This window comes from Vibrio aquaticus (assembly GCF_003970385.1).
In the GTDB taxonomy this organism is placed as follows: domain Bacteria; phylum Pseudomonadota; class Gammaproteobacteria; order Enterobacterales; family Vibrionaceae; genus Vibrio; species Vibrio aquaticus.
In genome coordinates this window covers 331,080-356,621 of record NZ_RXZH01000001.1, presented here as the reverse complement: position 1 = coordinate 356,621, position 25,542 = coordinate 331,080, and the positions used below count along the sequence as shown (strand labels likewise).

Here is a 25,542-nt window from a genome sequence, read left to right as displayed (position 1 = left end):
TAATTTATCTCGCAACACATAGTTCGAGCATAGAAGCTCATTATAAATGCAAGGTAAATAAGATGAAAAAAGCAGTGGCAGCGTCTGCAGTATTTGCAGCACTCGTATCAGGTTCTTCACTAGCAGCGACAGTTTACAAATCAGATGGCACAGAGTTCAAAGTAGGTGGCCGCGTAGAATTTCGTGGTGACTTCATAGGTACTTCAAAAGGTGCTGAAATTGAAGGCACGATGGATGACAGCACACGCGCTCGCTTTAACCTCAAAGGTAAGTCAGAAATCACAGAAGGTATGTCTGCCTTTGGCGTTTACGAAGGTGAGCAAGATACAGGTGGCGATACTGGCTTCGAAAACCGTTACATGTACGCGGGTTTAGACTTTGATGGCCATGCAATTTCACTAGGCCGTCAAGATATGGCGTCAGTTATCGTTTCTGATATGACGGATATTACAGAGTTCTCTGGTGTTCAACAGACCGTTGATTCTGCGAGCGACAAAGAAGACAGCGTTATTGCATACCGTGGCGGTTTTGACGCGATTCAACTTGAAGCAACATATCAAGCGAAAAAAGAGAAAGATTCAGATGGCTACAGCGTGGCAGGTATGTACTCAGCGCCATTTGGCCTGGATTTAGGCCTTGCATTCTCTGGTGCAGACAGTGATGACCTATCTGACTCACAAGTTCTATTTGGCCTAGGGTTCACTCTAGATAGCTTATATCTAGCGGGCACATACTCTCAGGGCGACAATGAAATCGATGAGGGTAAAGGCAGCGAGTTTACGGCTTATGAATTGGTTGCAGAATACAAGTTCTCGAAACAGTTCTCAGCGGCTGCACTGTACACATATCAAGAGAATGAAGTGTCTGGCACCAAAGCTGATGCAACTGACGGCATTGAGCTCGTTGGTTACTACAAATTCAACAGCAACTTCCGTACTTACGTTTCTTACTACATGAACGGCCTTGATGAAGTCAAAGTGGCTGACCTAGTTGTTCAGGGTGAAGATACGCTACGTCTAGGCGCTCGTTACGATTTCTAATTAAACTGCCTGATTTCAGCCTAAATACCAGTCAAGGTGAATAGCTGTTTGTTTTGACTGGTATTCATCTTGGGTTGAATAAGTTATGTCCCAATTGGTCAAGCACTGCTTGGCCTTTTTTTGTTTTGAGTCAAGTCAAACACATTCATGGAAAGGATAAACTTGGTGCATATCCCGTATGCACATAGAACAATACGCAAACGGTTTAGTTAATCTGTGGCCGGTTTTATAGAAATTAGCATGACAAGTGGTACTGCAACTATGTTAGAATCCGCGCCCTTTATGTTGTGGGAATATTCCCAACTCAAGGAAGAATTCAAAAAAGTTGATTGAGAAAAATAATGCAATTATCGCTTAAAAATTTGTCTATTCGAACTCAGGTCCTTGTGCCTGTTCTTTTTACTACTTTCGCGCTGTTTATCGCGCTGTGGATTACTAAGAGTAACCTAGATAAAGAGCAACAAATCATTGATTCGAACACTGACGCGTTAGTGTTCTACAAAGATAAACTGGCACATATTGATGATCAGGTTTACCCACTACGCATAAGCGCGGTTTACGCCATTTATGATGCATCTCGCCGTGATGTGTTCTTGTCAGAGTTAAGAGTAAGCCTAGCTCAAATCCAAAAAGACCTCGATCTTATGGCGCAACGAAAAACGTTCCGTGATGATGTGAATGTCGTACGCCGCTCGATTGAAAACTACATTGATTTCTCTAATCGTGCTGTGGCGCTGTTTGCTCGCCGTGATGCAGGTACTGCAACCCAGCAAGAGTACGATAATTTTATCGCGCAATACCGCAATGCGGGTAATGAGATGATTGAAGCGATCAACAAGCTATCTGCAAAGGTTAACAAGTTTGCGAGCGCAGCAATGGATCAAAGTGCTGAGCAAAATGCCAAGGTTCAAAACCTAGCGATGGTATTGGTACTTTCTGTGTTGGCCATCTCGCTATTTGTTGCATGGGTACTGTCAGGCATGATCGTCACACCAATCCAAAACTTGCAGCAAGTCATGCGTAAGATAGCCGCAGGTGATTTATCTGTTCGTGCTGATGTAGACGGCGAGAACGAGGTTGCCCGTTTAGGACAAGATGTGAACCAAACTGCTGAGCAGCTGCACAGCACGGTAGAAGCGTTAACACGTATTAGTGAAGAGGTAGCGTCAGCGTCAACTGAACTTGCAGCCGTAATGACACAAGCTCAAGCAAACGCGCAGCAAGAGCTGGCGGAAATCGAGCAGGTGGCTTCGGCTGTGAACGAATTATCAAGCACCGCAGATAACGTAAGTGATAACGCTCAGCTAGCAGATGCAACAGCGCGTGAAACCGATCAACTTGCAAAATCGGGTCTTGGTATCTTTGAAGAAAGCAACCAAGCGAGCGAGCAAATGGGTACGGCGCTAAATGAAGCGGCTAACGTTGTGCTCATGCTAAAAGAGCAATCGGAACAAATCAGCAATGTAATCGAAGTCATTCGTGGTGTCTCTGAACAAACAAACCTATTGGCACTCAACGCAGCTATCGAAGCGGCGCGCGCTGGTGAGTCTGGTCGTGGATTTGCGGTTGTCGCAGACGAAGTTCGTATGCTGGCTGCACGCACTCAAGAGTCGACAGGTGAGATCCAAACCATCATTGAAGAGCTACAAAAGCAGTCTGGTCTAGCGAACGACAGCATGCAGTTAAGCCTAGAGATGTTGGAGAAGAACAAAGAACTGTCTGCTCAAGCTAATGGTGCACTTCAAGGCATCACAGAGTCTGTCACCAACATCAACGATGCGAACACCCAAGTGGCGACAGCGGCTGAGCAGCAGTCTCAGGTCACGCAAGACATTAACCGCAACGTTGTTAACATGTCAGAACTGGTTAACCAGAACGTTTCAGGTATCTGCCAGAGTGCAAGTGCCAGTAATGAACTGTCTACATTGGCTGAAAAACAGAAAGCGCAGCTCTCTTTCTTTAAGTTATAAGCTCAACATTGAGTGATAAAGCAAAAGCAGAAGACCCTTTGTCTTCTGCTTTTTTTGTATCGGTTCGATTTATTTTCTCATAAACGTTCAAATTTCGTCCAAACAGTACGCAAGAGGCGATATTTTTACTGAGAGAAATCGTCATATTTTAGTGACTTTTTTGGGATATTGTACGAAAAACGCAGTGATTGGGTGAAAGCTGTGCAGAGTTTAAGACGAAAAGGATTGCGCAAACGTTTCGCTAGATGCTGGTTAAGTGGTTGTTTTGTTAGGAAAAGTAGAGGTTTTTGAAGAGGTTAGTGCTAGTTAGGTATGCAACTTAACCGAACTGTATCACAAAAAAAATGAAAATATCAGTCTTGCAGGAAATAAATCGGGACCTATAATGCTGAAAACCGGAGCGTCTGCCAACGCTCCGGTTTTTTTGTGTCCGAAACTCAGTAAAGCGTCTGCCAACGTTTACCGAAAACGCACCGACACGTAAATTTGTTTACAGGAAGATTTATCATGCGTATCGAACAAGAACTTAAGTTAGGCTTTAAAGATGTACTATTCCGCCCGAAGCGTTCTACTCTTAAAAGTCGTTCTCAAGTTGAATTAACCCGCGAGTTTACATTCAAGCACAGTGGCCGTCAATGGTCTGGCACTCCTGTAATCGCAGCGAACATGGATTCGGTAGCAAGCTTTGAAATGGCGGCAGCGCTAGCAGAACATGAAGTAATGACAGCAGTACACAAGCACTACACAGTAGAGCAGTGGGCTGACTTCGTTAAGAACGCAGACAAGAAAACACTGAACAATGTATTCGTTTCTACGGGTACGTCTGAAGCTGAGTTCGAAAAAACTAAGCAAATCATGGCACTATCTGAAGAGCTAATCTTCATCTGTATCGATATCGCAAACGGCTACTCTGAGCACCTAGTAGAGTACGTTGAGAAAGTTCGCGCTGAGTTCCCGAACAAAGTTATCTCTGCAGGTAACGTTGTAACTGGTGACATGTGTGAAGAGCTAATCCTAGCAGGCGCAGACATCGTTAAAGTCGGTATCGGCCCTGGTTCGGTATGTACTACACGTGTTAAAACTGGTGTTGGTTACCCACAGCTTTCTGCAATCATCGAATGTGGTGACGCAGCACACGGCCTTGGCGGCATGATCATCGGTGACGGTGGCTGTTCATGTGCGGGTGACGTTGCTAAAGCATTCGGCGGCGGCGCTGACTTCGTTATGCTAGGCGGTATGCTAGCAGGTCACGAAGAGTCAGGCGGCGAAGTTGTAGAGAAAGACGGCGAGCAATTCATGAAGTTCTACGGCATGTCTTCTCAGTCTGCAATGGACAAGCACTCAGGTGGTGTTGCTAAGTACCGTGCAGCTGAAGGTAAAACCGTACTTCTACCATTCCGTGGCTCTGTTCACGGCACTATCTCTGACATCCTTGGTGGTGTACGTTCAACTTGTACATACGTAGGCGCAGCAAAGCTTAAAGAGCTAACTAAGCGTACGACTTTCATCCGCGTACAAGAGCAAGAGAACAACGTATTCGGTAAAGAGAAGTAATCCAATACTTCGGAAATTACGAATGATTAAGAGCCGCATTTAGCGGCTCTTTTTTTGTCTAAAAATCACTAAATGGCGACAAAGTGGCGACAAACTACAGATTAGTGATTGGATTATGAGTGATTGCTTCTGAGAGGTGATCGGGTGCGAAGTGTGCATAACGCATTGTCATGCTGATATCGGCATGGCCTAGAATGTCTCTCAGCACAAGAATGTTGCCGCTGTTCATCATAAAGTGGCTAGCGAACGTGTGGCGCAAAACATGCGAAGCTTGACCAGAGGGTAGTTCAATACCCAGTTTGTTCTTCAGAATGTAGCAGAAGGGCGTGTAGCACTCTTCAAACAGCTTTCCTGATGTTGGTTTATAGATTTCGTTGTAAAGCGATTCAGAGATAGGTACAGAGCGATTCTTTTGTGAAAGTAACCTTGAACTTACTTAGCTGTGATCCTTTAAGTTGAGCTGCTTCGTTCCAACGGGCGCCAGTAGACAGACATAGCTTAACTATTTTGAGCATATCCGTACGTTGATGACCTTCGACTTGCTCAAGTAAAAGGGATATTTGCTCTTTCTGCAGGAATGCCATAGTACGTTCATGGTCTTTAAAAGGTTTAACTTCCTCTAGTGGATTTTGACCTTTCCATTCCCCAAGTTCTTTAAGCTTGCTAAACATCGCTTTAAACCTTGCAAGCTCGGAGTTTAAGGTTGCGATACTTGGTGCGCCTTTCTGCCAACGTGCATCAACGAAGATAAACTCACCAGACATACGGCGGCTACGAAACTCGGAATACACCTTAGAAGAAAACGTAGAGGCGATTGGGTTACCCATGGCTTCAGCCATCTTAAGAAATTTACTCTTAATTACTGGTCCGTTGGCTAGGGTTGCACCATAGTGATCGAACCATAATTCGATAAGCTGCGAGAGCCTTCGGTGATCAGGCTTATCGCCAGTCCAGGGTTTATCTTCTATCTCTTTCATTGTGAAGCGTTCAAAAGCAGCGGCTTCGCCTTTAGTTGCAAACTTCTTGCGAACACGTTTACCAGTGCGACCGTTTGGGTAGCATTCACATAGCCAAGGTTTTTTGGAACCATCTTTTAAGTTGCGGATAGACATAGTAAAAACCAGAATAATCTGTACATACATACAGTCTATTCTGGTGTTGTTTCTCACCAATGTTTGTTTGTAGAATAACGTACAATAATGTAGCGATCTGCATCACATTGATGTGATATTCAATTAGTTGAACTAAATCTGGCTTGTTAAATTTATGAGACTTAATGAGTGAGGAGTTGCTTATGATCGTTTGTACTTACAGAGAAGATGGTAGTGATTGCACCACTGAGCAATATGAAGCGAACCCTGATAAGTATCGAGGACTTATCGATTGTAGCGAATGCGGTGTAAAAACGTGGTTTGTAAAAGGATATACAACAGCCAAAATCGAGAGAATGGCTTGCTTTGCTGCTCGTCACCTTGAAGGTTGTAACGCCTCTACTGTATTGGTTAAATCTGACGGTAGTGAAGACGAGGATGAAGAAGGAGAACTTTCTCATGATATCCGAGTCGATTTAGACAAGGCCGGTGCTAAGCAACTCTACGTTTCTCAAGATAACGATAAGCATGGCGATGAACCATCAACTCGCCTTACACCACAGCAAAATATTGGAATTGGTGGCAGTTCTGGATACCCACTCAACAAATCATTAAGGGCACTCCTTACTAACTTATGCCGAAACCCAAATTACGGCGACAAAGGCCAAACAATCAACATAGTTGCCGATGGCGGTAGAGACGTCATTAACGATACTTTGTCGAACTGCTTGGTACCAATTCATGAAGCTAGCGATCAACATATTGGTAAGGAATACATTTTCTGGGGCCCGATTAACAACCTAGATATTGATAAGAAAGGAACGCTTTGGCTTAACTATGGGGATTATCGTACGGAGCCAAGCATTAGCCTATCATCCGAGTTAAAAGACCAGGTATTACGTAATTTCAAAATAAAAGAAGTAGGGAAGCTAGATGGTTCAGATGTGATTATTGTTGGTCACGTTGGCATATCACCAAACAACAAAGTCATTATCTCTACTGGCTTCACTAAGTATCTGTCGTTTAGGAAAGTTAAAGTTGTAGACTCAGAACTAGAAGGGGCATGATTTACGCCCCTGATTACTTGAATATTTTTCGCTTATGAGTTGTTTTTTTCGATATGATCCCAGATGCGCTTGCAGAGCTCTCTTAACTTTGGTGTCAATTCCCACTCTTGTTCTTCCATCACTTTAACTGCTGTATGGCAGAACTTAACTTTGTCTTTGATAGTTCCGGACCTGTCTTTGTAAAAGTTACGTTCCAAGCCAGGAGCTTTATCGACAAAGCGTTCTAGTATGCTTCCAATACCTTCATCCGTTTTCTCAAAACGAGCATCTTCTATATTTGAAAAACGTTTGATTGAGCAACCTCCACGCTGATTGAAAGTATCCCAGCGTTGCTTTGCTGTTTCGAGTAAAATAGCCTGAGGGATAAAGTTCTCAATTTCTTTCCACTTGAGTAGTAGAAAACTATCGCCTAGTGCTTCTTTTAGTTCAGTGGTGCGATTACCTTTACCGTCAATATCAGCATCAGCGATAAGCAAAATATTCTTATTAAGTTTTTTAGCTGGTGTTTGAGTAGTAGTAGCCTCATCACCGAACGCCCAGTGTGTAATGTTGCTACCTTGATATTCGGTAAAAACATAATGCAGATTTTCATGGTAGCTATTTAACCTGTTGGCCGTGCTGAGTTCACCTTTATTCCGCAGCTCTTGAATGTACTTGTTGAGGTAAGCCCTTAAATATAGTTTGTCGGTAATGCCTTCAACCCATATAGAGCAATTCGCTAGAAGAACTGATGATGCACGTACACCTAACTGATCTAGTAAATCACTATACTCTTGAGTAGGATTTACAATGGTGGTGCCGTTATCCTGATGAACATGTTGAATTGAGATATCATCACGTTCTTGAGCAATATCTAAAATGTGGTTTGAATGAGTAGTCATGAAGAACATGTGTTCTTCATGTTTTGCGAAAGCTTCAATTAATGTACGCTGAAGACCTGCGTGGAGGTAATGTTCTGGCTCTTCAATGAAGAAAATCGTAGGTTTGTCAGCCATGAAAATTGGAAAGGTTAAAATAATGATGGATTGTATGCCATCACCTAGGTCATAAATTGGACGTTCGTCTTTATCACCTTCTTTAAAATAAACAACATCTTTGCCAACCATAGGAACTAGAGATATATCCTGACCAAAGAAAAAGTTATGAGACAGATATTCCTCGTATTTTCTTACTTTTTTTCTCTGTTCATGGCTACCTAAGAGGTGTTTTACCAAATCTTGGTAAAGAGAGTAACCTGTGAAAATATCGCCAAGATTTTTTTTATCAGAAAAATAATCTCCCTGTGTTCGGTATTTGAACAAGTCCGTAGCATTTTCAATATGTGCTTCTAAACTTCTAAGACTACGCAATGTAGGAACATAACACTTAGCCCAGTTTATGCTGGTTAAATTGTTATAATTGTCAATTTCAGTAGTTTTATCTTTGTGAAGGCCTAATATTAATATGTCGTTTAATTTGTGAGGAGCACTATTACTACTCCGGGTATTAATCACTTCTGGATAAATGAACTCTCCAAGTTTAGTTGTCGGTCTTGGTTGTTCAGATTTAATCAACTTATCAATTGCAGGGGCGACTTTACCGATAACAACATAATCGACATTCCGAGTGATATTATTATTAATAGTTGAACTGCTTTTGATTGCTCTCTGTGCGGTGCGCAGTACATCGACAGCTGGAAAAGAGTAAGTATCGATAATCCATCTGCTTGGATCACTGGTAAATAACTCCCTTAGTTGTCTACTTTTTCCGGAGTTATTAGGGCCTATAAAGCAGTTAATTTGTTTTAGATTTGTTAGTACCCATTCATCAGGATACATATTGTTCTCAAAGTAGGCGATTTTATCAATATCGTTAGTAAGCTTTCTTGTCATTGTCTCTGGTAATTAGCTTTATTGGGTGGTCTGATTAAGGTGAAGGCATTGAAACTAATCTGAATGTTCTTAATTTCTGCGCTTCACGAACAGTCCTTAGGGTTTCGGTGTTGTTTCTGTTTTCGAGGATGATGAACTTTGATCCCGTGGCGTCTTTATAGCTTGTGCCATTTTTATTGCTTCATTCATATTCTTAATGAAGTCAGGAACGTTACTGGTATCTGGCTTTCCGTCATAGAGACTAAAGAAGTTAGCGGCCAGTTCTTTCTTCAACTGCGCTTTCTCTGGTGCAGACAGCTCGTCAGTATAAGCGCCGATGCTAGAAAGGTGAGTACTCCTTTGACGGTAAACATTTTCTTTACTTCTGTGTGCTGCACTTTCTTTGAGCATATATATGCTTGGAGTGGTGAGTAGTGTAATTGTCATGAAACGTAAAGCAAACCAACCAATACCGAGCTCATCGATTGGTGTGATAGTCCCCTCAGGTTTGCCAAAGAATTGAATGTAATCGTTAAATAGCCAAATGGAACAGAAAATTGTAGCGACTAGGCCGATGATCCCTGCTATACGGTATTTATTCGCAGCACTCTCTTCTTTATCAGCTTGTCTTGAGTTAGCCCCCGCTTGGTAAGCTGTACTGATTTCTCCAAGAATTTCTGTTATTTCCGTCTTCTTAGTTTCAAACTCTTTAACTTCTGAATCTATTCGCTCTGAAATAGAATTAATTTGGCTATCCACAACATCGTTAAACGTCTTTGTTCGCTCTGCTGATTGCGTTCTTATACGTTCGATTGTTTCTTGGCCAACAGTATTAGATCTAGATTCCAGCTCTTGAATGATATTGTCACTAGCTTGTGCTAGTTCACTCTGGGTTCTTGAGCCATAATCTTGAAGAGTATCTTTTATCATGTCAGCTCTATGGGAAATATTAGATAGGCTTTGCTCTGAGAAATTTTCTATATTCTTACGGTAGTCAGTGACTAGTTTGTTTATGGTTTGCTGTTCTGACTGCGCGTCAATTATTAACTTCTGAATATCATGCTTATAATCTAAATACTTTTCAGCCTCTGAACGAACTGAAGTTATTAATTGCTCTAGTTCGGTTTTTGATTTGTCGAAATATGAACGACTCTCTTCTTTATTTTGAAATTGTTGAAGATTCACATAGACATTTAACTCGTTGAGCCCACTACGTAGGTCACGTCTTATGGAATTTATAGCCGTAAGTATATCCGGAGGTAGTTTTGGGAGATGTTGAATTGTTCGACAAGCATTTTCACCGTCAGACAAAGCCTTATATAAAGATTCAAGCCCGTCGTTAGCACCGATGTAACCAATTACCTCAAATACTGTTTTTGCTTCTCTGGCTAAACGATTAGCAATCTCCTGAGAGGGAGCAGGTGTTGTTTTGTCCTTAGGGTGGTTAATATTATTTATAGCGTTGCTTAGTGTTCTGGCAGTAGCTTCTAAGTTATCTCTTTGGGTGATTGAAACCATCACTTCTTCTCCATAACCAATGCCACACGCCCAACCACCCTTACTTCATCTTCTTCAACAGCTAGAGTCGAGCCATTAAAGCTGATCGCCAGTTTCTTACCAGGTGGCCGTTGAATTTCATTTAGAGCGCGTAATCCGTCCATATCAAAAATGGACTTAACCAAGTCAAAGGTATTGGCTAACATTCTTTTGGACCTGGTTATTGTGGTTGGCATTAACTTTTCGATAGATTCGCTCCATTCGACATTCATCGAAGTGGGAAAAGAGTATTGGCGAGCTTCCATGAGGGATAGATAGTTCCAAGTGAAGTCGGGTGCTAATTTAAAGCCTAACACCCAAAAATTAACGTATACGTTATAGCATACCATTATAAGTTCATATCAAGTAGTTCTATATGCACCTTGTACAAAGACTTACTACAAAGGCTTGCTCACCTCATCAACCAAATACAGTATCGACTGATAGGGTACACCACTGTGGTGCGAGAGCCCAATTTCGCAGGTTCGGCTGTTACTGAATCCACGCTTGCAGTCAGCAGGGACTTGTTCTTTAAGTGGGTGAACGGCCGCAGCGTTGAGTTCTGGGGTCGTGAAGCCCTTATCGCCAGCCCAGCCACAACAGGCGATATGCTCAGGGACGATCACATTACTCGCACATTGGTTAGCTAAATCTAACATGGTGTTTTCAAGTCCCATCTTGCGAGAGCTACAGGTCACATGCAGCATGACGGTTTCATTGAGCTTGTTGATGGCGAGGTGTGGCAATAAGTATTTAGAGACAAAACCAGTCGGCTCTAGCACTTCTAGTGGTTTAGAAAATTGTTCAATACTGCGTTTAGCGCACGGGCTAGTATCCATGAGTATTGGATATTCGCCTTCAAAGCTGGCTAACCAAAGCGCAGTCTCCAGTTGTGTCGCTTTATTGCTTGCGATGTCATTCATGCCTTTGCTGTCATAGGGCATGCCACAACATTGATCGTTGATGTCCTCAGGGATGATTACTTCATATCCTGCTTTCTTAATTAGTGACAATGTCACCTCTGTTAAGCTGCGCTGGTCACTGGCACTCGTTTGTTGTCCCATGGTACGAGAGGCACAAGAGGGTACGTACACCACTTTTTTATCTGATTTCACCAATAACTCTAATGACTGTGCTAATTGGTGAGCGTTCGGTTGAGGGGTTTCTGGCAACCATACAGGCGTCTTATTGTTACTTAGCTTACGAACACCATTGGTTAGTTTGGAAACTCCGGCTGCGCCAATCACTTTTACCGCCAATTGGTTGGCTTTCAGGGAGGCACGAGTGACTGTTGTCGTGGTCGAGAAATGATCGGCTGTCCATCTTGCTATCGGTGTAAACTTTTTGTACTTGGCGGTACGAAGCTGCTTAACCAGATCTCCCGTGTTAATTCCTACGGGGCATCGGGCTGCACATAATCCCGTTGCTGCGCAGGTATCTATGCCCTGATATTCAAACACGCTTTCAAGTTCGGTGGCCTCGATATTTTCACCAGCAGCTTTACGGCGCTGTAGTTCACGATACAGAACAATACGTTGCCTAGGGGAGAGCGTAAGGGTTCGAGACGGACAAACAGGCTCACAAAATCCACACTCAATGCAGCGATCAACAAGCTCATCAGCGGCAGGCATGGGTTTTAGATTTTGGATGTGAGAATGAGGGTTATCGTTGATGATGACGCCTGGGTTAAGCAGTCCTTCTGGATCAAACAGCTTTTTGATCTTCTGCATTAACACATAGCCATCTTTGCCCCATTCAAGTTCGACATAAGGGGCCATATTTCGGCCAGTGCCGTGTTCTGCTTTGAGTGAGCCTTGATATTTAACCGCAACTAAATCAGCCACGTCATCCATGAATCCGCCATAACGGTTGATCTCATCTTGGGAGTCAAAACCTTGGGTAAAGACAAAGTGCAGGTTGCCTTCTAGTGCGTGGCCAAAAATGATCGCTTCGGTGTAATCATACTTATCGAATAAGGCTTGGAGGTCGCGCACGCCATTGGCGAGGTTTTCTACGGGGAATGCCACATCTTCAATGATTACCGTGGTGCCAACTTCTCGTACGGCACCCACGGCAGGGAACATCCCTTTACGAATCCCCCATAAAGTGGCGACAGTCGTCGCATCTAATGTGAAGGGAACCGATTCGATAATCGAATAGTTAGCGAGTGCGCTCATAATGGTGTCGCATTGCTCATTCAATACTTGCTCTGAACTTGCATGTGTCTCAACCAATAGAGCTGCGGCCTCTAGAGTTAAGCTCGGCATAAACTCTGGCATACCGGGTTTATTCGCAACAGAACGTAGCGCACGTCCATCCATCAGTTCAACCGCAGCAACTGGGGTCTTAGATAGCGTTGTCACTGCTTGGCTTGCTTCTTCGATATCGGCAAACACTAACAGGGAAGAGGCTTTAAACTCATGTTCAATGACGGTGTTATAGGTTATTTCAGCAATAAAGCCGAGTGTGCCTTCCGAACCGATCAACAGGTGCTCTAACACCTCAATCGGAGCACTGAAATCGACCAATGCGTTCAACGCATAGCCAGTGGTATTTTTGAGTCGGTATTTGTGACGAATACGTTCCGTCAGGGCTTGGTTCTGCTGCGTTTCAGTAACGAGAGCTTCTAAACCTTGATAGATATCTGGGCGAGTGACCTTAAATGCGTCAATGCTTTGTTTACTTGAAGTGTCTAGCACAGTGCCGTCGGCAAAGACGACTTTGATGCTATCAACGGTTCGGTAGGTATTCTGGGCCGTACCACAACACATACCACTGGCGTTGTTCGCTGCAATGCCGCCAATTTTACATGTATTGATTGAGGCTGGATCTGGGCCAATTTTGCGTTTAAATGGAGCGAGGTATTTATTGGCATCGGCACCAATGACACCAGGTTGAAGAAGGATCTTGTTGCCGCCTTCAACGATTTCATGGCCACGCCAATCGTCAGTGAGGGTAATCAATACTGAATCAGAGACAGCTTGGCCAGAAAGGCTAGTGCCAGCGGCTCTGAACGTGAAATGCACACCGAGATCTCGACAGCTTTGAATGGCGTAAATAACCTCGTCGAGGCTTTTGAGTCGTAAGACGATTTTTGGAACCAAGCGATAAAAACTCGCATCAGTGCCATAGGCGAGGCGCTTTGCCTCTTGAGTGATAATACGTTCGGGATCAATTTGTACAGTAAGCAAGGTTTCAAGCTGCTCATAGGTGACGTTAGAAATTGCGTTGGCCATCATTCTTCCTTGTGCTGATGTCACGGACATGAGTTGTTGTTCATTGTTTTATTGAATTGTCCGTGAGTAAAAGGTGTCACATCTGGTAAAGAAAAGCCGTGACACCCATTAAATTAATCCACTAGATGTTGACGAGTGAGTCTCGGTTTAGATCCTGAATGGTTTTTGCGCCGCATAACGTCATCGCAACACGCATTTCTTTTTCATATAGGTCGAGGAGGTGTTCGACACCCGTTTGACCTTGAGCTGCAAGTGCATAAATGAAAGAACGACCAAGCATGGCACAATCGGCCCCTAACGCGAGCATTCGAACCACATCTAAGCCTGAGCGGATACCGGAATCGACCAAGATTTTCATATCCCCTTTGACAGCATCAGCAATCGCAGGTAGTGCTTTGGCAGAAGACATGACGCCATCTAGTTGGCGGCCACCGTGATTAGATACCACGATGCCATCTGCACCAAATTTGACCGCATCTTTCGCATCTTCAACATCCAAAATACCTTTGATGACCATCGGGCCATCCCAAAAATCTCTAATCCACTCTAGATCTTTCCAACTGATTGAAGGGTCAAAGTTTTCCCCTAACCAGCCAATGTAATCTTCTAGCTTGGTTGGTTCACCACGGTAAGTCGAGATGTTGCCAAGGTCGTGAGGTTGACCAAATAGTCCAACATCAAATGCCCATTGTGGGTGACGCATCGCTTGTAACACACGGCGCGCCGCCGCATTAGGCCCACTCATACCAGAATGCCTATCGCGATAACGAGCACCCGGCACCGGCATATCGACGGTGAAAACCAGTGTGGTTACGCCAGCGGCTTTGGCACGTTCTAAAACGTTCTTCATAAAACCACGGTCTCTTAACACATAGAGCTGGAACCACATTGGACGTTTAATGGTTGGCGCCACTTCCTCAATAGGGCAGACAGAGACAGTAGACATCGTAAATGGCAAGCCTTTGTTATCGGCCGCTTTTGCTGCCTGAACTTCACCACGACGTGCGTACATACCAGTCAGCCCGACAGGAGAGAGTGCAATTGGCAGTGCCATGTGCTCGCCAAAGAGCTGAGTTTCTAGCGAGAGCGTTGACATGTCGTTCAACACACGTTGTTTGAGTGCGATTTCAGCTAAGTCTTGCGTGTTTCGTCGTAATGTATGCTCACTGTATGAACCACCGTCAATGTATTGGAATAGAAATGGAGGCAATTTTGATTTTGCTGCTTTGCGGTAGTCTGTTGGGGCAGAGATAATCATAAAGTCATTCCTATTAATAGCGTGATGGGTTCACCAGTGCGTCGAGCTTGCTTTGTGATGAATATGTTAACTTGAGGTTAATTTAACCCTTTCGTTTTTATTGATATAGGGAAATAATGAAAATGATTAATTCCAAAAATGACATAATCTATGCGTGCAGATGATTTAATCCTATTTTCTCAGGTCGTGGAAATGGGCAGCTTCAGTAAAGTGGCTGAGGCAAATAGCCTTACAAATTCGGTAGTTAGTAAGCGAATTGCTCGATTAGAAGAGGAGCTGGGTGTTCAGCTATTATATCGAACAACGCGTAAATTGACCTTGACTGAGGCAGGCAAGGCGCTGACCCACGGCGCTAAAAATGTGACACAAGCGGCACTCGAAGCGAGAGAGGCGGTTTCTGGCTTTGGCGAGAATATTAGCGGCCACATCAAAATGTCGGTTCCCACCATATCGGGTGATTTGATCTTGGCAGATGCAGTTGCGGAGTTCTGTAATACCCACCCTGGATTGAGCGTTGATATGTCGCTAGATAACCGCTTTGTCGATTTGGTGGAAGGGGGTTATGACTTGGTGATTCGAACCGGCTACCTTGAAGATTCGAGTCTTATTGCTCGGCATATCCTAGATTCACAGTGGGTGGTGTGCGCTTCTCCAGCTTATATAGCACGTCATGGAAAACCTCTCGTTCCCGAAGATCTCACCCAACATAACTGCTTGCAATATGCCTACCAAACCACCGGAGCCAGTGAATGGGAATTTAAAAGTAAGGATGGGAATGACATTGTGCGAGTGTCGGGATCTTTCTCAACAGACAACGCTACGGCCCTAAGAAAAGCGGCACTAGGTGGGCATGGCATAGCCTATGTACCGCGCTGTTTGGTTTACCATGATATTCGCAATGGGCAGCTGGTGGATCTGTTTCCTGAGCTAGTGGGCAAAAAGCTTGGCATCTACGCCGTTTATCCGTTTACTCGTCAGCCGCCGAACAAAGTAAAACTGTTGATAGAACATATACGTACACGTTACTTAGCTATCTCCCATTATTTTTAACGCATCCTTAAGCTGTATTGTTTTGGTCTATAAAACAAAGCGTGCCGTCACTGCTACAAAGGCATGATCGCTTGCGAACTTGTCTCGCTCATAAATGGGATTAATCAGGTGTGAATCTAAAGTTTGGTAGCGAACGATGTCAGCCATAGAGACATCGCTGTCCGTATGAAACTCTTGCGACATCAACACATAATCGAGTACGTTGCCGTTAGCAAAGTGATAATGGGTCGCTGGTCGAGATTGCTCAGATGCATCAAACAAGTCCCAACTGTCTTTTAATATCAGGCCAGATTCTTGCTGGCGTACCTGCTTAACCAAGTAGCCGGTCGTATCACTGGAAATCGCTTGGTTCATATCCCCAAGTAATACCGTGGGCTTTGGGGCCTTTTTGTATGCTGCTTCCATAAATAAGCGCAGCATCACCGCTTCCCAGCCCCTTTGTTGACTCGAAAGCCAACTGCCCAATATTGGGTTATCCAGATCTGGATGATCACCTTCTGTTGGACGCTGAGACTTCAAGTGGCAAACGTAGACAGAGAATTCACCGAGTTCGGGAACATCAATGATGACGTGAATAGGGTGACGACTAAACTCGGGAAGAGTGTTCGGGTAACCTTGGCACTGTTCGATAGGCGGTGTGACTTTTTGAACATGAGTAATTGGATATTTAGAGGCAATCGCCACCACCGGTTTTGAGTAAATGTAATCACTTTCTACGTGGGGCTGTTCAACCGTCACAAAATGGGGGTAACCTAATTGTTCACAGAGGCTTCTAGCCTGACCAATGCTGAACACTTCCTGCAAGCCAACAATGTCAGCATTTAAGGTTGATAGCTGATCCGCTGTCCATTGGCATTTACCAAGCCACGCTTCTTCTTCATAGATGTTATTGAACTCATAGAACGCATCAGGTGGCGCAATAAAGTTAAATAGATTGGCAGTTGCAAAGGTGAGCGTTTTATCTGTGAGCAAGGTGTTCTCGATATATCGGTGTTGTCTTGGCAAGTGTAACCAAATCTGAGCGACTGGCAACACATTGCCTTCTGCGCCTAGCCAATCTACATGAAAAACCTCAACAAATTATGGTCGTTCGGTTGGTTTCAAGCGGGTTCTTCGATAGATTAGCCTAATACTGACTTTTCTGGTGCTCACTATGCATGACTTAAACGCATTGCACGTTTTTATATCCTTGATGCAAACGAACTCGACTCAACGGGCCGCGCAAAAGTTGGGGCGTTCTCAATCTTACGTGTCGAAAGTGTTGTCTCAACTGCGTGAGGAGTTAGGTGATCCTCTGTTCGTGCGTGATGCATCGGGTTTAGTTCCAACCGACTACGCAAAATCGATTGAGCCAAAAATTAAAGGAGCGTTGGATCAGCTTGACCTTGCGCTAGTACCGGTTGAATTTAACCCTGCTGATCTAACCAAAATGACGCTTCATGTCGTTGAACCTTACCTGGTGGAAATTGGTAAATCACTCATCAAAGCGATTCGTGCTCAGACTGATGCCGTGATTGAACTCAGGCAGTGGAGTGAACACAGTGAAAGGCTGATTCTGGAAGAAGAGGTGGATTTGGGACTGCATGTTCTAACCGATAAGCCGCAAAGTTTCTATCAGCGAAAAATACACAGTGGTGGCGGCTATTTTGAAGGTAATCGCGATGGGGAGTATGTGAAGTTCATTATCTCGGGGATTAATGAACATCAAGATCATTTCAAAACGTTAGAGCCTGATTTGGAAGCCGGAGTGATTGTCGATAGTGTGCACCTGATTAATCAGTTAATGGATGACTTTTTTACCCTGCGGTACGAGCCTTACTACGATGAGAAACGCTTATCACCATTGAACTTAGACATGGCACTGATTTGCAAAGCGTCACTTAGGTTGGCAGAAAAGCAAAAGTGGTTGATGGGATTAATCACGCCAATTGTGGATGAGCATATTGCCCAAAGTAAGTTACAGAAAGAGACGCGAAACGAACCATAAAGTAAGCGCCCTTAATTGGGCGCTTAGTATTGGGTTTATAGGGCAGAGAGATAAGACTTATACGCTTTTAATCTCACCGTTGCTGCACCAATGATATCCATAAACCCGAGCGCGCTGTGTGGCTTCTTCGCTGAAACCCAACCAGAGCCCGTTGCGCCGATTGGCACGTTGTAACCTTCAGGCTCTTCAAACTCAATCACAATAGTTCGCCCGTGACTGCCTGTGTTATTCCCAACGTGCTGACGAACATGCTGAGACCCGTTGATGACAGAGACTCGTGCTTCACCGGTACCTGTCGTTAAGCTGTGAACGCGACCGCGGAAAATCTCGCCTGGATACGCATCAACATAGAACTCCGCAAACTGACCAATCTCGATGTTGCGATAGGTTTGATCGGCAATACGCATTTCAACGAACTTCTTATTGGTATCGTACAGGTGCATGTTACCTACACGAGTGCCTTGAACAATATTGGTGATAGAAAGCTGACCATCAAATGGCGCACGAACTTCACGTCTTTCATTTTGCCAAACAGCGGTGGCGATTTGTGCGTCAATACTGAGTATCTGAGCGTTTACAGCGGCAATCTTTGCATCGGTTGACTCGATTCGAGTACGTAAATCATCACGCTGTGACTCTTGCGCAAAATCGTTGAGCTTGGTTAATCGATCAAGTTGTTTCTTATCGTTATCCATTTGATGCGTTAACGCTAGGATCTCGGCGTGACCGGCTTTTTTCTGAGCATTTAAGCCTTCAATTTGTGATGCACTGTCTTCGCTTCTCAGGGTGTAAATTAGGTCGCCTTCTTGGACTATTTGGTTATGCTCAACGAAGACTTGTTCAACCTCTTGACCAAGCAGTGGGCTGAGAACCGCGTGAGGCGCTTTTACTGTGGTACTGTCGGTTAAATCAGCCGGTGACCAAAAACGGTGAGCCGTAAATAGGGCGAGGGCCAAGAGCACGCCTGTTCCAACAATGATGACGGCATTTTTAAGTGTCCAACGAACAACGCCAGTTTTTACCAACAACCAGCATAGGAAAACATAAGGGAGCATGATCTCTTTCATTGTTTAGTCCTCCTTCTGCGCTAAGGGTTGGCGGCCAGCTCGTATGATGTTTGAGATTTCATTTGCCAACACATCCCAACGTGCAAACGCAATGATGATGGCCAGAACCCACCAAGTTTTGTCGATAAACAGGCCACAAAGTGATAGAGCAAAAACGATTTGGGTATGAGCGCTCGACATTTTCGCCGCTTGATGAACCGCCACTTCGTGCAATTGCCACATTAAATAGACGACATAAATCAAAATGGCGACTGTGACAAAGAAGATAAAGCCCATGAACACTTCAGAATCGAGAAGAGTCAGAATGGCTGGGTAGCCGTTGGAAAAATACTCTTCAGGGAGATCTTTACCATGAACGGTTCCTAGAGTGGAAAGGAGAACAGATGCGCTGACCAGTACAACCGCAGCGATAGACCATTTCACTAGGTATGAGAATAGGGTGTAAGCAATCCTTCGCGATTTAGCCTGCGCACCTTGTTGCGGCAATGGGAGCGTGGGTTTCATCGACATTCATTCATCCTCGTTATTTTCTTTACCAACAGAATACAACTCGATGAATGTAAATTTGGAATAGTCGAAATTCCATATTGTTTAAGCCGTTTAGGTGGGGCATTTGAAACAAGTCTCATTAGTAGCGCAGCAACACATCACAAAACAGGCTAACCTTGAAGCATAAAGAAAAATCTCTAAGGAATTGAATGCAATACAAACGCTACGGCCTACCGATTCACGTTCACCTCACCACGATAATTATTGCTGTCGTCGTGCTCACATCGGGTATGCAGATTTGGCTGTCGAATAAAGGGTTGTCTGAATTGAGCTTTGAGGCAAACAGCAAGTTGTTTGATCGCATAGCAGCAGAGACTCAGTATCAATTGAAAGGGCACTATAACACTGCGCTTGCTGCTTTGGGCGTATTCGCTGAAAGTCACAACCTCAACAGTAATACCCAGCAGGAACGCGAAGAAAGCATGCCTCAAGTCGCTCACCTTTTGACGCAGTTCAAGCACATTAGCTCTTATGCTTTCTATTACCCTTCAGGGGATTTCTTCTCTGTGACAAGTGTCAGAGGGACGGCCACAGCGCAGCGGCTTGGGATTCCATCGAAAGCGCGTTTTATCGTCACTCATCACATTGCGGGGAAAGTGGAGATTGTGGCGCTCAATCAGGCGCTAGAAACCATTGCCGAGATAGACCCAAGCAAAGCGGTTCTTTTTAAAAGTTATGATTGGTTTACCAAAGCGACAAATAAAAGCAATGTCATTTCTACGCCGACTATTATTCCAGAAACCGAAGAGCTCGGTGTAAATATCTATAGAAAAAGCAAACATGGCATCATTATTAGCGCTACCGTCGCACTCAAAGATTTGAGTCTCTCGTTAGACAAAACCCTAACCAACAACACTTCACTGCGTGTTCTTTACAACGGTTTTGGTCAAGTGTATGCGAGCAGTGGCACCTCGGTAAAAATCGGTCATGAGAAACAGGCGTTTACGATCGACCTTTTAGATGAGTCCGTCATCTCTCATGCTGTCACCCATCACCAACAGGAGGGGACCCTTGGTTTATTCACATACAACGGTGAACGTTGGTTTGGTCGAATCGTAACGCTGGAGTCGCCTAATAAACAGAAAGTTCACTTGTTAATGGCGGCAAAAGCATCTGCGTTGTTTAACGATGGACAACTGATTCAGCAGCAAACCTTGTATAGCTCGTTATTGATATTGCTGCTTACTTTACCGGTCATCTATATGGTCTCGACGTATATATCGAAGCCAATTAAACGCGCAACACAAAAAGCGAAAGATATCGAGGGGTTCAATTTCGATTCTAGTTCGCTACCGAACAGTTATATCAGAGAGATTCATGAATTGAACCACGCTCAGGTAGCCACTCAGTCGACCATTAGCCGATTTATCTCATTAACTCACAATATTTCTCACAAAGAAAATCTTAATGACATTTTGGAACTGGTCTGCCGAGATACTGCCTCTGCCGTAGAGGCAAACGGTGTATTTCTCTATTTACTTGATATCCCATCTAAGTCTCTTGTCCCGGAGTTTGTGTGGTGGGAAGGAGCGAAAGAAGCGGAGACCATCGCAAGGCCGGTTCTTGCTTCTGAGGCAAAACGGGTTATGCATGAGCTGTTTATTGCCAAGAAGAGTGCGATTTTTGATGTCGGTGACTTGCATAAGTTGAATATTGAATGGGATGAGCAAAACGCAGGGCAAATTGTCTGCATTCCTCTAAAAGATCGTTCAGGTAGCGTTATTGGGTCATTTGGTCTTCTTTATGATGGTGATGTTGCTGCGTGTAAATACAAACAGTATGAGGAGTATCTAGATACATTACTTGGCTTCACTTCCGTCACGATTGAAACCCACAATATGATGGACGGACAAAAAGCATTACTTGATTCGTTTATTCAGGTGATTGCGGGCTCTCTTGATAAAAAATCCCCGTTCACTGGCCATCATTGTCAACGAGTCCCGATTATTACGCAGTGGTTAACTGAAGCGGCACAAACGTCTAGCGATGCACCGTTTCATAATTTCAGTTTAAACGAAAAGCAGTGGGAAGAGCTAAAAATGGCGAGTTGGTTGCACGATTGCGGGAAGATAACCACGCCTGATCACATCGTCGATAAATCAACCAAGCTGGAAACACTTTATGACCGTATTCATGAAGTGCGTATGCGATTTGAAGTGCTAAAACGTGATGCGGAATTAGAAGTTTACAAAAGTCAGTTTGGTCTATTGCCTGAACAAGAGACTGAGGCGCTCGCTTCACGTCTTAAACAGATTGATGAGGACTTTGCATTTATCGCTGAACTTAACCTCGGTGGGGAGTTTGTCAGTGACGAAGTACTTGAACGGCTGAACAATATCGCCCAACAAACGTGGACGAGAACGCTAAGTAAACGAATTGGGATCTCATGGCAAGAGGGTAATCGATATCATAGTGATGAAACACTACCAGTATTCGAAACCCTACTGCACGATGGGGAAGAGCATCTAATTGATTGGCAATCAGAGCCAAATGATGAGGAACGCTTTACATTAAAACCGACTAAGTACCAAGCCAATCTCGGTGAGCTGTATAACTTATCAATAAGACGTGGGACATTAACTGAAGAGGATCGGTTCATCATTAATGACCACATCATACAGACCATTAAGATTTTGGAGTCTTTACCATTTCCTCAGCACATGCGTAATGTCGCTAAAATCGCTGGTGGTCACCATGAGAAGATTACCGGGCAAGGGTATCCGCTAGGATTAAAGGGGAATGAAATGCCATTGACCGCTAGAGTCATTGCGATTGCTGATGTGTTTGAGGCGTTAACCGCTAATGATAGACCGTACAAAAAAGCGAAAACTTTGTCGGAGACGATTCAGATTATGAGCTTTATGGTCAAAGATGGTCATTTAGATGGGGATTTGTTTAAGTTACTTCTAAGCTCTGGTGTGTACAGAAAGTTCGCTCAAGAATACATGACTCAAGAGCAAATAGATGAGGTCGATATCAAGTCGTATTTGGCATAATGACTCTTTCAAAGATAGAAAAAATTAGCCCTAAGCTATATAGGCTTAGGGCAACATATCAAAGAATCGACACCTTATTAATAGCTATGTGTACTGGATAAGTTTTAACCATATGCGACACTTGGGAACCACAGCACTAGCTGAGGCCACATCACCAAACAGATAAGTGCGGTTAGCTGGATTAAGATAAACGGAATCACGCCGCGGTAAATATCTTTGAGTGCGACACCGTCTGGGCAGACGCCTTTTAAGTAGAACAAGGCAAAGCCAACAGGTGGAGTCAAAAAGCTAGTTTGTAGCGCCATGGCAACCAGCATCACAAACCACACCAAGCTTGGATTATCGACCACGCCATGACCATCAAGTTCAATGCCTAGACTAGAGATAACAGGTGCCAAAAGCGGTAGGGCGATAAGCGTAATCTCAATCCAATCTAAGAAGAAGCCGAGCAAAAACACAATCAGCAAGATAAAGGCGATGATGCCGTACGGGCCAAATGGCAAGCTGGTAAGGAATGATTCTATCAGCTCATCGCCGCCTAGCTCACGCAGTACCAAGGCAAAGCAAGATGCGCCAAGGAAGATCATAAAGATATATGCGGTTGTACCATACGAAGAGAGTAAGACCTCTTTAAGCACTTTAAGGTTGAGCTTTTTGTTGTAGGCCGCGAGTAGCGTTGCGCCCATCGCACCAATACCAGACGCTTCCGTTGGCGTTGCAACGCCTGCGAAGATAGAACCAAGCACGCAGAAAATCAGCATTACAGTCGGGGTAATGTCTTTGAATACTTGCAGGATCAAACCCCATTCAACAGGCTGAACATCTTCAGGAACTGGCGCTTTGCTTGGGTTCATTTTGCCGACAATCAAGATATACAGAATGTACAAGCTGCCTAGCAATAGTCCGGGCATAATCGCGCCCATAAACAAATCACCAACCGATAAGCCAAGCTGATCGGCCATGATAACCAGCATGATCGATGGCGGCAGAAGAATACCAAGTGTACCCGCAGAGGCGACCGTGCCGAGTGCAAGCGGTAAGTGGTAACCTTGACGCATCATACTCGGAAGAGACATCACGGTAAGGAGCACGACAGACGCGCCGATAATGCCAGTCGAAGCGGCGAGAATAATACCGATCGCCATAACGGTAATCGCTAAACCGCCATGAACCTTACCAAACAGTGCCTGCATTGATGACATCATCTTCTCAGCAATACCAGACTTATCGAGCATGTTACCCATAAAGATAAACATCGGCAGCGCGACCAAAATCCAGTTATCCATGATCTTATAGATACGGTTAACGACTAAGCCCAAGCTGGTGTAATCCAATCCGGTAAAGGTATCTAAGTAGATATCAGCAAAATAACCAACCGCCGCAAAGACAACCCCAATACCGCCTAAAACGTAGGCAACAGGAATACCAGTAAACAGCAGCAAAATAAAAGAGCCAAACATGGCAATCACGATCCACTCATTAGCTTCCATGATGCTCTCCTTGAGATGTGGCGCCTTTAAATAAGGTTTCGATGTTACGTAAGATTCTGGCCACCATCGACAGGAGCAATAGGCAGAAACTCAAAGGGATGACGCTCTTAATTAGCCAGCGATAAGGCAAGCCTGAAGGGGAAGCTGAGCTTTCATTCACGCGCCAAGATTCATACGCGAAGTCATAGGAATGGAGGATCACTACAACAACAAATGGAATCGCTAATAAAGACAAGCCGAATAGGTCGACGAGGGCTTTTTTACGCTCTGAAAACTTGTGATAGAAGATATCGACACGAACGTGCAAATTGTTCACTTGCGCATAAGCGGTACCAAACATGACCGCTGTGGCGTAAAGGTGCCATTGCAGCTCTTCTAGTGTGATTTGTCCGTTGGCAAAGACTTTGCGCAGCACGACTTGGATAATGATCACTAAGACTAAGGCTAGATTGGTCCACGCGAGAAAGCGGCTAGCACTGGTGATTGCTCGTTCTATATGAAAATAGAGAGGATAAGTGGGGGTAGAATAAAGTACCTTGCTCATTGGCAACTCCTTACAACCAATGGCCGACAACACTGCCGGCCAACAGGTCCAATTCACATAGGATTATTGATTTTGCGTTTCACGCGGTAAGAAACCGTTCGCAGACCAAAGCGCATAACCTTTACGGAACTGGCTTAAGTCATCCCACACCTTGTTGAAGAATGGGTCTTCGGTTTTCTTCTCTTCCACAACTTCAAGCCAGGTATTTTCGAACAGGCTTAGCATTTCTTCGTTCCAGTAACGGATCTCAACGCCGTTCTCTTTGGCTTTTTCCATTGCTGAGTATTGCAGCGCTTCACCTTCGGCAATCGAGTAAGTCATGGTTGCCATACAAGTGGTTTCTACTGCCGCTTGCTGAGCATCACTCATCTTGCCCCAAGTATCTTTGTTGATGAGCAGCTCAAACACGGTCGATTGTTGGTGCCAACCAGGGAAGTAGTTGTACTTCGCCACTTTGTGGAAGCCCAAACGCTGGTCGATAGCTGGTTGAGAGAACTCAGAAGCATCAATCGCGCCTTTCTCAAGTGCGCCAAAGATCTCGCCGCCCGGTAGCTGAACCGTACCTACGCCCAGTTTTTCCATAACCGATGCGCCAAGGCCAAAGAAGCGCATGTTGAGACCTTTAAGATCTTCAGGCTTTTCGATTGGTTTACGGAACCAACCAGAGGTTTCAGGCGAAATGATTGCACAAGGGACCACTTTTACGTTGTAGCCACCTTCGTCATACATTTGTTGGTACAGCTTCAGACCGTTACCAAAGAACAGCCACGCCATGTATTCACCCGCTTCTGGGCCAAAAGGAACCGCAGAGAATAGGGCAGATGCAGGTAACTTACCTTGCCAGTAGCCAGCCGTTGAATAACCGGAGTTCACCTTACCTGTCGATACTGCATCAAGGATCTCGGCAGGGCTAACCAGTTTACCCGGCTCGTAGATTTTCATTTTGATGGTGCCACCAGAAGTCTTGGTGATGTGGTCGGCGTACCATTGAATCGGTGTACCTAATGCAGGTAAGTGGCTACCGAAAGCGATAGGGGTCTTAAGCAATATCTTCTTGTCAGCGGCATGAGCCGAAACTGATAGACCCGTAGCAGCGATAGCAAGCGCAGAGGCAATGGCAGCTTTCTTAAGGTTCATGGTGTTCTCCTTGTTTGACTATGTTCCATGTCGATCTTGGTAAATGTGAACGCCGCGCATTTATTTATGTTAATGCGATGTTACATTTGACGCTAAGTGTAGATAGGAGATTTATTGCGC

General features: G+C 44.5%; 17 protein-coding genes and 2 pseudogenes. 7 read left to right on the top strand and 12 right to left on the bottom strand.

Features of this window, described 5'->3' with window-relative positions:
- Window positions 1–62: 62 nt before the first annotated feature.
- The 3 genes from EJ063_RS01465 (at window position 63) to EJ063_RS01455 (ending at window position 4,564) form a co-directional block, all read left to right on the top strand.
- Entirely contained in the window at window positions 63–1,040 is a 978-nt protein-coding gene (locus EJ063_RS01465) for a porin (protein ID WP_126572233.1), read from the top strand.
- A gap of 341 nt (window positions 1,041–1,381) precedes the next feature.
- The gene (locus EJ063_RS01460) at window positions 1,382–3,010 is read left to right on the top strand and encodes a methyl-accepting chemotaxis protein (protein ID WP_126572232.1); all 1,629 of its coding nucleotides are present in this window, start codon (window positions 1,382–1,384) and stop codon (window positions 3,008–3,010) included.
- 507 nt (window positions 3,011–3,517) lie between these two features.
- Window positions 3,518–4,564 carry a GMP reductase gene (locus EJ063_RS01455; RefSeq protein ID WP_126572231.1) on the top strand — a complete coding sequence of 349 codons (1,047 nt, stop codon included), beginning with the start codon at window positions 3,518–3,520 and terminating at the stop codon, window positions 4,562–4,564.
- A gap of 94 nt (window positions 4,565–4,658) precedes the next feature.
- On the opposite strand, the pseudogene EJ063_RS01450 reads toward EJ063_RS01455, so the two are convergent.
- Window positions 4,659–5,676, bottom strand: a pseudogene (locus EJ063_RS01450) (phage integrase).
- Window positions 5,677–5,858: 182 nt separating this feature from the next.
- Between EJ063_RS01450 and EJ063_RS01445 the strand changes: the two are divergent.
- Window positions 5,859–6,722: a hypothetical protein gene (locus EJ063_RS01445; protein WP_126572230.1), complete on the top strand. Its 864-nt coding sequence runs from the start codon at window positions 5,859–5,861 to the stop codon at window positions 6,720–6,722.
- A gap of 32 nt (window positions 6,723–6,754) precedes the next feature.
- On the opposite strand, the gene EJ063_RS01440 is transcribed toward EJ063_RS01445, so the two are convergent.
- The 5 genes and pseudogenes from EJ063_RS01440 to lldD form a co-directional block, all read right to left on the bottom strand.
- On the bottom strand, window positions 6,755–8,593 hold the full coding sequence (locus tag EJ063_RS01440; RefSeq protein ID WP_126572229.1) for an AAA family ATPase: 1,839 nt from the start codon (window positions 8,591–8,593) through the stop codon (window positions 6,755–6,757).
- Window positions 8,594–8,689: 96 nt separating this feature from the next.
- Window positions 8,690–10,093: a hypothetical protein gene (locus tag EJ063_RS01435; protein WP_126572228.1), complete on the bottom strand. Its 1,404-nt coding sequence runs from the start codon at window positions 10,091–10,093 to the stop codon at window positions 8,690–8,692.
- A pseudogene (locus tag EJ063_RS01430) lies at window positions 10,090–10,242 on the bottom strand (transcriptional regulator); the annotation flags it as partial. The pseudogene EJ063_RS01430 and the gene EJ063_RS01435, both read right to left, overlap by 4 nt.
- A 264-nt stretch (window positions 10,243–10,506) precedes the next feature.
- The gene (locus tag EJ063_RS01425) at window positions 10,507–13,344 is read right to left on the bottom strand and encodes an FAD-binding and (Fe-S)-binding domain-containing protein (RefSeq protein WP_439333263.1); all 2,838 of its coding nucleotides are present in this window, start codon (window positions 13,342–13,344) and stop codon (window positions 10,507–10,509) included.
- Window positions 13,345–13,465: 121 nt separating this feature from the next.
- On the bottom strand, window positions 13,466–14,602 hold the full coding sequence (lldD, locus tag EJ063_RS01420; protein WP_126572227.1) for an FMN-dependent L-lactate dehydrogenase LldD: 1,137 nt from the start codon (window positions 14,600–14,602) through the stop codon (window positions 13,466–13,468).
- Between the two features lie 150 nt (window positions 14,603–14,752).
- On the opposite strand from lldD, the gene EJ063_RS01415 reads away from it, so the two are divergent.
- Complete coding sequence (locus EJ063_RS01415) at window positions 14,753–15,652, top strand: LysR family transcriptional regulator (protein ID WP_126572226.1); 900 nt, start codon at window positions 14,753–14,755, stop codon at window positions 15,650–15,652.
- A gap of 27 nt (window positions 15,653–15,679) precedes the next feature.
- Here EJ063_RS01415 and EJ063_RS01410 read toward each other — a convergent pair whose 3' ends face one another.
- Window positions 15,680–16,624 (bottom strand): endonuclease/exonuclease/phosphatase family protein, encoded by a 945-nt coding sequence (locus tag EJ063_RS01410; RefSeq protein ID WP_126572225.1) that lies wholly within the window; start codon window positions 16,622–16,624, stop codon window positions 15,680–15,682.
- Between the two features lie 181 nt (window positions 16,625–16,805).
- On the opposite strand from EJ063_RS01410, the gene EJ063_RS01405 reads away from it, so the two are divergent.
- On the top strand, window positions 16,806–17,639 hold the full coding sequence (locus tag EJ063_RS01405; RefSeq protein WP_126572224.1) for a LysR family transcriptional regulator: 834 nt from the start codon (window positions 16,806–16,808) through the stop codon (window positions 17,637–17,639).
- 35 nt (window positions 17,640–17,674) lie between these two features.
- Here EJ063_RS01405 and EJ063_RS01400 read toward each other — a convergent pair whose 3' ends face one another.
- Window positions 17,675–18,706, bottom strand: coding sequence for an HlyD family secretion protein (locus tag EJ063_RS01400; RefSeq protein WP_126572223.1), 1,032 nt, complete (start codon window positions 18,704–18,706; stop codon window positions 17,675–17,677).
- 3 nt (window positions 18,707–18,709) lie between these two features.
- A complete protein-coding gene (locus EJ063_RS01395) occupies window positions 18,710–19,216 on the bottom strand; it encodes a magnesium transporter (RefSeq protein WP_126572222.1) in 507 nt (168 codons plus the stop codon).
- A gap of 188 nt (window positions 19,217–19,404) precedes the next feature.
- On the opposite strand from EJ063_RS01395, the gene EJ063_RS01390 reads away from it, so the two are divergent.
- Entirely contained in the window at window positions 19,405–22,251 is a 2,847-nt protein-coding gene (locus EJ063_RS01390; protein ID WP_126572221.1) for an HD-GYP domain-containing protein, read from the top strand.
- A 104-nt stretch (window positions 22,252–22,355) separates the two neighbouring features.
- Here the strand turns inward: EJ063_RS01390 and EJ063_RS01385 are convergent, their stop codons facing one another.
- The 3 genes from EJ063_RS01385 to EJ063_RS01375 form a co-directional block, all read right to left on the bottom strand.
- Complete coding sequence (locus EJ063_RS01385; RefSeq protein WP_126572220.1) at window positions 22,356–23,741, bottom strand: TRAP transporter large permease; 1,386 nt, start codon at window positions 23,739–23,741, stop codon at window positions 22,356–22,358.
- Complete coding sequence (locus tag EJ063_RS01380; protein WP_126572219.1) at window positions 23,731–24,285, bottom strand: TRAP transporter small permease subunit; 555 nt, start codon at window positions 24,283–24,285, stop codon at window positions 23,731–23,733. The genes EJ063_RS01385 and EJ063_RS01380 overlap by 11 nt, the downstream gene beginning before the upstream one ends.
- Before the next feature lie 63 nt (window positions 24,286–24,348).
- The gene (locus EJ063_RS01375; RefSeq protein ID WP_126572218.1) at window positions 24,349–25,422 is read right to left on the bottom strand and encodes a TRAP transporter substrate-binding protein; all 1,074 of its coding nucleotides are present in this window, start codon (window positions 25,420–25,422) and stop codon (window positions 24,349–24,351) included.
- Window positions 25,423–25,542 lie beyond the last annotated feature (120 nt).

Excerpts from the sequence above, each read along its gene's own strand:
- EJ063_RS01465 (WP_126572233.1), top strand. The coding sequence starts at position 63 with ATGAAAAAAGCAGTGGCAGCGTCTGCAGTATTTGCAGCACTCGTATCA.
- EJ063_RS01460 (WP_126572232.1), top strand. The coding sequence starts at position 1,382 with ATGCAATTATCGCTTAAAAATTTGTCTATTCGAACTCAGGTCCTTGTG.
- EJ063_RS01455 (WP_126572231.1), top strand. The coding sequence starts at position 3,518 with ATGCGTATCGAACAAGAACTTAAGTTAGGCTTTAAAGATGTACTATTC.
- EJ063_RS01445 (WP_126572230.1), top strand. The coding sequence starts at position 5,859 with ATGATCGTTTGTACTTACAGAGAAGATGGTAGTGATTGCACCACTGAG.
- EJ063_RS01440 (WP_126572229.1), bottom strand. The coding sequence starts at position 8,593 with ATGACAAGAAAGCTTACTAACGATATTGATAAAATCGCCTACTTTGAG.
- EJ063_RS01425 (WP_439333263.1), bottom strand. The coding sequence starts at position 13,344 with ATGGCCAACGCAATTTCTAACGTCACCTATGAGCAGCTTGAAACCTTG.
- lldD (WP_126572227.1), bottom strand. The coding sequence starts at position 14,602 with ATGATTATCTCTGCCCCAACAGACTACCGCAAAGCAGCAAAATCAAAA.
- EJ063_RS01415 (WP_126572226.1), top strand. The coding sequence starts at position 14,753 with ATGCGTGCAGATGATTTAATCCTATTTTCTCAGGTCGTGGAAATGGGC.
- EJ063_RS01405 (WP_126572224.1), top strand. The coding sequence starts at position 16,806 with ATGCATGACTTAAACGCATTGCACGTTTTTATATCCTTGATGCAAACG.
- EJ063_RS01400 (WP_126572223.1), bottom strand. The coding sequence starts at position 18,706 with ATGAAAGAGATCATGCTCCCTTATGTTTTCCTATGCTGGTTGTTGGTA.
- EJ063_RS01395 (WP_126572222.1), bottom strand. The coding sequence starts at position 19,216 with ATGTCGATGAAACCCACGCTCCCATTGCCGCAACAAGGTGCGCAGGCT.
- EJ063_RS01390 (WP_126572221.1), top strand. The coding sequence starts at position 19,405 with ATGCAATACAAACGCTACGGCCTACCGATTCACGTTCACCTCACCACG.
- EJ063_RS01385 (WP_126572220.1), bottom strand. The coding sequence starts at position 23,741 with ATGGAAGCTAATGAGTGGATCGTGATTGCCATGTTTGGCTCTTTTATT.
- EJ063_RS01380 (WP_126572219.1), bottom strand. The coding sequence starts at position 24,285 with ATGAGCAAGGTACTTTATTCTACCCCCACTTATCCTCTCTATTTTCAT.
- EJ063_RS01375 (WP_126572218.1), bottom strand. The coding sequence starts at position 25,422 with ATGAACCTTAAGAAAGCTGCCATTGCCTCTGCGCTTGCTATCGCTGCT.